General features: G+C 66.7%; 8 protein-coding genes. 2 read left to right on the forward strand and 6 right to left on the reverse strand.

The window, feature by feature from the left end; all coding sequences use genetic code 11:
- Positions 1–60 precede the first annotated feature (60 nt).
- The 5 genes from iolE to FXN61_RS26060 form a co-directional block, all read right to left on the reverse strand.
- The gene (gene iolE / locus FXN61_RS26040; RefSeq protein ID WP_167976655.1) at positions 61–975 is read right to left on the reverse strand and encodes a myo-inosose-2 dehydratase; all 915 of its coding nucleotides are present in this window, start codon (positions 973–975) and stop codon (positions 61–63) included.
- Entirely contained in the window at positions 972–1,481 is a 510-nt protein-coding gene (locus tag FXN61_RS26045) for a hypothetical protein (protein WP_167976656.1), read from the reverse strand. The genes iolE and FXN61_RS26045 overlap by 4 nt, the downstream gene beginning before the upstream one ends.
- Positions 1,478–2,590 (reverse strand): ferritin-like domain-containing protein, encoded by a 1,113-nt coding sequence (locus FXN61_RS26050; RefSeq protein WP_223165598.1) that lies wholly within the window; start codon positions 2,588–2,590, stop codon positions 1,478–1,480. Before FXN61_RS26050 ends, FXN61_RS26045 begins: the two co-directional genes overlap by 4 nt.
- Positions 2,587–4,500: a GMC oxidoreductase gene (locus FXN61_RS26055; protein ID WP_167976657.1), complete on the reverse strand. Its 1,914-nt coding sequence runs from the start codon at positions 4,498–4,500 to the stop codon at positions 2,587–2,589. Before FXN61_RS26055 ends, FXN61_RS26050 begins: the two co-directional genes overlap by 4 nt.
- An 81-nt stretch (positions 4,501–4,581) precedes the next feature.
- On the reverse strand, positions 4,582–6,012 hold the full coding sequence (locus tag FXN61_RS26060; protein ID WP_188135493.1) for a glycoside hydrolase family 15 protein: 1,431 nt from the start codon (positions 6,010–6,012) through the stop codon (positions 4,582–4,584).
- A 773-nt stretch (positions 6,013–6,785) separates the two neighbouring features.
- Between FXN61_RS26060 and FXN61_RS26065 the strand changes: the two genes are divergently transcribed.
- Both FXN61_RS26065 and FXN61_RS26070 read left to right on the forward strand, forming a co-directional pair.
- Complete coding sequence (locus tag FXN61_RS26065) at positions 6,786–7,436, forward strand: SIMPL domain-containing protein (protein ID WP_167976658.1); 651 nt, start codon at positions 6,786–6,788, stop codon at positions 7,434–7,436.
- Positions 7,437–7,685: 249 nt separating this feature from the next.
- Positions 7,686–7,877: a hypothetical protein gene (locus FXN61_RS26070; RefSeq protein ID WP_167976659.1), complete on the forward strand. Its 192-nt coding sequence runs from the start codon at positions 7,686–7,688 to the stop codon at positions 7,875–7,877.
- 113 nt (positions 7,878–7,990) lie between these two features.
- On the opposite strand, the gene FXN61_RS26075 is transcribed toward FXN61_RS26070, so the two are convergent.
- Positions 7,991–8,305: cytochrome P450 (locus FXN61_RS26075; protein ID WP_167976660.1), on the reverse strand; the 315-nt coding region annotated here is incomplete at its 5' end.

Raw genomic sequence — 8,305 nt, forward strand, 5'->3', positions numbered from 1 at the left:
CTCCTCGCTGTTCTGAAGGTGTGCCACTGACGGAGTCCGATGGCTGCGATCCGACGTGCGCTACCAGCCCAAGACGTCGGCGAGGTAGGCGCGGGCCTTCTTGGCGTACTCGAGCGGGACGGCCTTGTTCGGGTCCTGCTCGGCTTCCACGACCAGCCACCCCTGGTAATCGGCGTCGGCCAGCACCTCGAGGATCGGCCGGAAGTCGATCGCGCCGTCGCCGGGCACGGTGAAGACGCCGAGCTCGACGGCCTCCTCGAACGACAGGCCTTCTTCACGCACCTGGCTCACGACCTCAGGCCGGATGCTCTTCAGGTGGACGTGGCCGATGCGGTCGGCGTGAGCCCGTGCCATGTCCAGCGGATCGTCGCCGGCAAAGGCGATGTGGGCGGTGTCGAGCAGCAGGTGGACCAGGGTCGGGTCGGTCGATGCCATCAGTCTGTCGACGTCGGCCCTGGTCATGACGCCGGTACCCATGTGGTGGTGGTAGCTGAGCTTCATCCCGGCCGAGTTGGCGATCTTGCCGAGATCCTCCAGACCCGACGTCAAGCAGTCCCACTGATGTTCGGTGAGGACGGGGCGGTTGGCGAACACGTCGACGGGGAGCAGGTGCGACGAAGCTCCGAACTCGGCCACGACCAGCTCGGTCCCGCCGAGCGCCTTGACATGGGCCAGCGTCTCCTCGAAGGCGGCGATCGTCTTGTGCCGCATCTTGCTGATCGTGAAGTACGTGCTCGTCCAGGGCTCGGACACCTGCAGTCCGCGAAGATCGAGAGCGGCCTTGAGCACGGCGGCGTCCGACGGGTACTTGTGCCCGATGCTGCAACCCTGGAAGCCGGCGAGCGCCATCTCGCTCACGGCCTGACCGAAGGAGATGCCGGCGTCGATGGTCGGGAAGTCGTCGTTCCACCACAGGGTGCAGCAGACGCCGAGCTTCACCTTGTCCGGGCCGAGGCGGTCACCCAGTTCTGTCATTTTGTTGCTCGTTTCAGGTAGCGGGCGTCGATGCGGGGTGGCTGAGCCCAGGAGCCGTAGCCGGGGGCCTTGGCACCGGGAGGATTGGCCCCGATGGCGCGCCACAGCAGCCCCTCCTGATAGGAGGCGGCGGTGACGGTGGAGGTTTCGGCCGCCGTGTGGGCGCCGTAGGAGTCGGTCCACTCGGGTGGCAGCCCGTACCACGTCCCGGAGTACCAGAGCTTGATCACGTTGCGGGCAACCGGGCCCAGGCGGTCGTCGCTGAAGATCCGGTGGCGCAGGGCCCGGTCGAGCAGGGTCCGGTCACAGCTTCCGGCATCACGGACGGCGTCGGCCCGGGCCAGCCGGTGGGCGGCGAGGAGGGCGGTGAAGACCTCGTCGCCGCAGGCGGCGCGCACTTTGGCCAGGTACTGGTGGGCCAGACCGGTGCCCAGCAGTTCGGTCTTCTCGAAGGCGGTGAGGTCGACCGACAGCAGGAGGAACCGATCGAACGACTGGGCGGTCACCGCGGCACCGCCTCGGCTGTCTCGCCGCCGGTCCGAGCGACGTCCGGATCGGACTCGAACGCGGTCGGGATCTCGAAAGTAGGAGCGGCGTGCAGGCCGTCGCTGCCCGGCAGAGGGTTGCGCACCAGCCGCGTGAACGCGTCGCGCAGGCGGAACATGTACCAGATGGCGTCCTGCAGAAGGCTTGGTTGCCCGTTGAACGCCTTGGTGAGCAGGGCGAGGAAGGTTCCGTAGTCGGCGTTGAAGTTCCGGGCGGCTTCGGCGAGCTCCGATCCCGGCGGGTAGTCGGCCAGCCGAGCATTCACCTTCACCGGGTAAACATCGTCCCAGGTGACGCGGAGCTGCGGTCCCGAGGGCGAGTCGGCCAGGTCTCCCACCTGGTAGTAGCGGCCGAGCTCCAGCTGCCGGAACCGGTAGTAGTGGGCCAACTCCCCGTCTTCGTCGTACAGGCCTGAGTCGAGGCCCTCGCCCTGGTCGGCGATGAAGCTGAGCGCTCGCCGCGCCGAGTCCAGATCGGTGACGGGGATCACCGCCCCGCCGCCGGAGTAGAAGTACTCGGGTCCCACCTGACGGGCCGGATTCCCGCAGAAGAGCCTGGGGTCGACGGCCGCCACCTTCTCGAGGCCTTCGATGATCGCGGCGTAGAACTCGCCGATGCTGTAGTAGCGCATCCCGTCGATCGTCGGGCTGGACGCCAGGAACGACCCCCCGCTGTCCGGCGCGGGCACCAGCCGGGAGCTGGCGCTGGGAGCCTGCCTCGGCTGCTCTATTAGGCAGAACTTCCCCACCGCGTGAAGGGAGAAGGGCTCCAGATCGACGGTGAACTTGTCATCCCCGTCGGGCAGGTAGGCAGGGTAGGACGGCACGAAGCCGGGGCGGGTCAGGTCGGGCGTCCCGCCGATGGCGTTCAGGACGTTGGCAGCGAGGGTCAGGTGCAGCATCTCCTCCACCGCGACCACCCGGATGATGTGGGCGGCGTCGGAGTTGGTGTTGGGATGTATGGAGTAGTACGCGGTCAGGTAGGGAGGGATGGTCGCGTGCTCGAGCGCCATCGCCGCGTGCAGGTAACTGATCAGGTGGTCACGGTTGTCGATGGTCGACGCGGTCACCGGGCCACCTCCTGAAGCCGGCCGTTCCTGGTGACCTCGATCGGTGCGGTCTCGGAGTCGAGCTGGGCCAGCATGGCCCGGACGCTGCGCAAGCACAGGGCCGCGACGGTGAGCGTCACGTTCGACGTGCTCACGGTGGGCAGGCTTCCCCCACCGACCAGGTAGAGGTTCTGGTGGTCCCAGGACCGCTGATCCGCGTTGACCACCGAGGTCGACGGGTTGCGCCCCATCATGTGGGTACCGGCGAGATGGTTGCCCCCTCGGATCTCGTACCCCTCGCCGCCGTAGACGGCGTAGCCCCAGAAGTTCGGGTCGTACTCGGTGTGGTCCTCGGCCCCGAGACGCGCGAAGATCCGTTTCGACAACTGCCGGGCGTACGCCACTCCCCGCATCGTGTAGTCGGGGATGTCGTAGGTGAGGATGGGCCGCATGTTCCCCAGGTTGTCGGTGAAGGCCGGGTCCACTGTGATCCGGTTGCTCGGGTTGGCGGGGACCTCGACCATGAACGCCAACTGCAGCTGGCGGGACACCCGGTCCACCAGGCCCTGCCGGAGGGACTCGCCGTAGCGACCACCGGCGTCCACCAGGTCGATCAGGTCGGTCATCGGCGCCCCGCGGGCCCAGCCCCAGCCGTCGTTGTGGATGTCGACGCTGAACGCTGCCTGGCGGCGGCGGAAGCGGCCTCCGCGCAGGTCAGTGATGCCGCCGGTGCAGTTCGTGCCCCGGAAGGTGCCGGCCACCTCTGGTAGCAGGGCCCACGCCAGCAGGTAGGCGTGGTCCATGAAGTTGCGCCCCATGAGGCCGCTCGAGTCGCGCAGGCCGGAGGCCAGCATCAGCCGGGGGTTCTCCACCGCGTTGGCGGCCAGGATGAACAGCCGGCCCCTGGCTTTCATGGTGGTGAAGTCGGGGCTGTCAGGCCGGTCGTAGCGGCGGTACTCGATCTCTGTCACCCGGCGGGTTCGCTTGTCGACGTGCACCTTGTAGGCCACCGCCTGAGCCACCAGGTCGACCTGGTCGCTCTGGAGGGCCACGGCGAGGGTCTTGCCTGCGTGGTACTTGGCCTGCACCGGGCAGATGGGTACGCAGTTGTTGTTGCCCTGGCACCGTCCCCCGACCTCGACCTGATGTGTGCTCACTGCTCCCCGCGGCACGTAGCCGTTCCCGCCGTCGTAGGCCGGGTTCGGTATTCCGTTCCGCCCTTGTGGCCACGGGCGGACCCGCAGCTCTCGCTTCTCCCCGCCGAGCTCGACCGGCATCCCGTTGAGGTCCTTGGCGACCATCTGGTCCAGGTACGACAGGGGCAGCCCCTTCATGGGGAACACGTAGCCCTCGTCGAAGGTGATCCCGAGGTAAGCCTGGTCCTCCACGTCGGCGGAGACGCCGATTTCACGTTCGGCCTCGTCGTAGTACGGGGAGAGATCCCCGTAGGTGAGCGGCCAGTCGACCCCCTCGCCGAAGAGGGTGCGCATCCGGAAGTCCTCGGGCAGCATCCGCGGCGTCTTGGCCTCCCAGTGCATGGTGGTGCCGCCGAGAACCCTCGTATAGGTGGTGTCAGTGGCAAACGGCCCGCTCTGGACGATGTAGGCCGAGGCGTCGGGCGCACCGGGGAAGATGCGCCGTGCGTCGGTGCCGCGGGGCATCGGGGCGTTGGCGACGACCGGGTAGGGCGACTGGTTGTCCTTGCTGGTCGCCGAGTAGAAACGGTCGAGGTAGCTCTCGTAGCCCTTGAGGGTGAGGTCCTCGGCCGAGCCGGCTTCGAGTATCAGCACTCTCTTGCCGGCGTCGCTCAGCCGCGAGGCGATGATGGCACCGGCAATTCCGCCGCCGACGATGACGGCGTCGTAGAGAATCTCGGCCGCGGCCGCGGGGTCGGTGCGATTCGCCGCCCCCTCGGGGAATTTCACGTACATGGCGCAGTCACTCCTCTGCCAGGTCCCAGGCGCAGCCGGGACTGGCGTGGTGGGCGGGAATCGAGTCAACTGGCCACGGGGTCACACAGCCTCGGCGCGGGCTCGCACGGCGGACAGGTAGGCGGCGTAGCTCCACGTCAGGTTGTGAACGCTGCGCTCGTAGCCGGTGGCGCCGTCGAACTGTTCGGAGAGCTCCAAGTGGTCGCTGTGGTAGACCACGGCCCGCACCATGGCGTCACCGGTCGCCACCAAGGCTGCGGCGGCTGCCGCTGGAGCCGTCGACGCGTCGATGCCGGACTGGGCGAAGAATGGTGTGGACAGGTCGTCCACGGGCACCTTGCCACTCGACTTGATCTCGGCGGCGAGCTTGTAGTGCAGCTCGGCAACGTTGCACGTGGAGAGGGCCCAGGGGTGACCGCCGAGCACCGGGTGCGCGGTGTCTCCGTCGTAGACGTCGCCCGGGTAGCGGCCGAACAGCGGTCCGATACCGAAATTCTCCTTGTCCGCCTTGTTGATCGGGTAGAAGGCGATGCCGCCGTCCTCCCATTGCGAACGCAGCTGGGCCGCTGTGGCCAGCAGCTTGGTGTCGGTAACGGGAATGGCGCCGTAAACAGCCGACTGGACGATGTCGATGTTCGGGTCGTAACCGCTGACGACCGGGTTCTGCGGCGATGGCTGGGCCCCGTTACCGGGGTCGGCCATCATGCTCACGTACTTGTCCCCGTCCCAGTGGCCGGCGAGGGCCTGACGCAGCCACTTGATGGCGGTCCGCAGCCCGGCCGGCTTGTCGATGTCGGCGATGGTCGAGGCCTGGATCTCCTCGAAGCAGCGCAGCTGGGCGGACCGGGCGAAGAAGCTGAACCCGCTGTGCTCCTCCCACAGGTTCGTGGTGGGCCCCTTGTAGACACCGAGGAGGAAGGCCACGTTCGAGTTCACCAGGTCGACCGCCAGCTTCTGGGCTTCGTGATCGAGCTGGTCGAAGGCGGCCAGGATGGTGAGCGACTGCAAGGCCGGACCATCGTTCTGCTCGGTCCACGGGCGGGCGTCGCCGGCGATGGTGAAGCAGGCGTGCCCTTTGGTCAGCGGCGGCTGGGCGTTGGAGTGGCAGAGGTCGGCGAACTTCACGTAGTCGTTGAGCGTCTGCACCGTCCCATCGGGGCCGGCGGGCATGCCGGCCTTGGCCACCTCCATGGCCGTGATGGCGCCGTCGCGCACCCAGTTGAAGACGTAGTCCTCGTCGATGCCGGGGGTGTCGGCGGGGAAGGACGGGGCGGCGATGACGCAACCCGGCTTCGAGTCCCGGGAAATGTCACCCGGTGACTGTGGATCGCTGTAGATGAACCCGTCACTGGCGATGTTCCGGAACATGAAGGCGTACATGATCGGCACGAGCGACGCCAGGTCGACCGCTCCCGGAGCAAAGGAGTTCTGAACGGTCGCCAGAGCTCGGGAGGTGTCGATGGGTCGGTTCGTGCGGGCGGGCACGTCGGGCGTGGTGGTGGGCTCGGCCATTGCTGAACTCCGTCATCTTCGAACGGATTCTGCCTCGGGAAGCGGCGAATTCTTCCGCCGGATGTTTCGCCATCCAAGCCGGTTACAGGCTGCCGTCTACGTGATGGCCGTGACGTCGGGGCTAAGTCTTCCCATACGCCAAACAAAGTGTTCAGGCGTGAGCCCGGGCCAGGAATGACCACCAATCTGGACACCAGTTGTCCCGCCCGTTGACGCCTCCAACTGACCTCAATGCTCGACCGAGCCCAAAAGATCGTCAAGACTCGAAATCAACGTGCACCCAATAGTGTTGAAGCCGGGCTGAAAGCAGGACGCTTTATGCGGAAAGCACTGCGGTGCACTGGACGGCCTGTGACCACAACGAGGGGTTATCACCGAGCCGAGAATCACATTCACCCTGTTCATCGGCATACCAAGAATGCCGAGTCCTCTTTTAGAAGCTGACAGGCCCCATCTTGTGGGCAGCGTCCCAGCGGCTTACCGCCAACACATCCAACCCAAGATGAAAGCGGCTCACCGAGCTACCACCTCTGAACAACGCTCACTCAATCGTGGCGATCTGTCACTCATTCAGTTCCGAGAGTCCGATTGATGCTCACCGAGAACCTGACGTGGTTGATGCTGATTACTCGCACGTTCCGCACAGCATTCTCCGAGAGGACTCGGTCATCGTGTTTCCCCTCAATCACGGCAGCAGCTCTACCCGTTCCAACATCCCTGCGCTCAGACGGTTCGTGGGGGCTGGTGCACTCACTGTGGCATGCCTGATCAGCATGTCCGTTCCCGCACAGGCGGCCGAGCGGGGCACGGTCGCCGTCAGTGGACACGGCGAGGCATCGGCTGTACCAGATCTGGCCGTCATCAGCGTTGGCGTGGAGGTCAGGAAACCGACGGCCACGGAAGCCATGACAGCGCAGGCCACCACCGCGCAGGCCCTGCTGGACGCCGTGCGCGCTCAGGGTGTGTCCGATCGCGACATCCGAACCGAGAGCATGTGGCTCGACCCCGTCTACGAGAACGACCAGTCCAACAACACCTACCTGGCGGGCTTTCAGGCCGGTCAGGCCTTCTCCGTGAAGGTGCGAGACGTGACCAAGACCGGGACAGTCCTTCGCGCTGCCGTGGACGCGACCGGGGACGCCGGGCGGATCAACGGGGTGGCCTTCGACATCGAAGACCGCGTGGCACTGCGCTACAGGGCCCGCGCCGCTGCCTTCGAGAACGCCCGCGCCAAGGCTGCCCAATACGCCCAACTCAGTGGTCTCAGCCTGGGGGACCTGGTGTCCGTGGAGGAAGGTGCCGCCATTGGCACGTCGCCGGTTCCGACCCTTGTATCCCCGGTGGCGGACGGTGCGCAGGTGCCAGTGGCACCCGGTGAGATCAGGGACGAGGTCGTCGTCAACGTGGTGTACCAACTGCGCTGATCGCAGGCGCTGGTTCGGGTTGAGCCCGAGTCAGGCCGGACGCGACGGACGGCGGGCAGAAGGCTTGGAATGTCACTGTCCCGTCCACACGGGAGAGACTCGGCAGGCCGGTATCGAGGCCACGAACGTGTGAGCGGGACGGGTCCGTTACCCCGTCCCGCTCGCACCGAACAGGTGTTTACTCAGGTATGCACCTGCCTGCACCGTCCCGCCAGTCCGTCCCGATCCCTGACGGTCTTGGGACGACCGATGCAGGATCGCACCGACGAGGACAGCCTTCCCGTTCCTGTCGGCCGGCACCGGCGCGACGGCGTGGACCCGGTTCGAACTGGATCCGGCAGGCTGCCGGTGGTGATGGTGTTCGACAAGGACACCTACGAGTATCTCGGCACGAAGAACAAGCCACAGGACGCGTCCGGATTCGTCCACCAGGCGGGGTGACCGCGTCCAACCTGCAGTCAGCTCCGCCGGGCGCGGACGTCCAAGGGTGTTCAGGTCGGTCCCCACAAACTGATCTTGAACACCCTTCGTCCGTCTACCGACACAGCCCGGACTCAGGACTTGCTCGTCCAGTCCCGGGCGGACACTCGGCCGTTGAAGCCGAGTGGCAGCGGGACCGGGCCTATCGCCATCGTCGGTGCGGCCGCCGACGGCAGTTCGATCCGGTACGTGGTGCAGAGCAGGCGGCACAGCAGCACCAGCTGGCACAGGCCGAGCCCAGCGCCCACGCAGGCGGTCGGCGCCCAGCCGAACGGCACATAGTGCTGGCCGCCCGCCGGCCCGTGGGGTGCGCCGGGCAGCCAGCGGTCGGGGTCGAACACGTCCGGGTCCCGCCAGTGCCTCGGGTCCTGGTGCACCATCGCGGGGCT

It is taken from the genome of Lentzea indica (assembly GCF_012184385.1).
In the GTDB taxonomy this organism is placed as follows: domain Bacteria; phylum Actinomycetota; class Actinomycetes; order Mycobacteriales; family Pseudonocardiaceae; genus Lentzea; species Lentzea indica.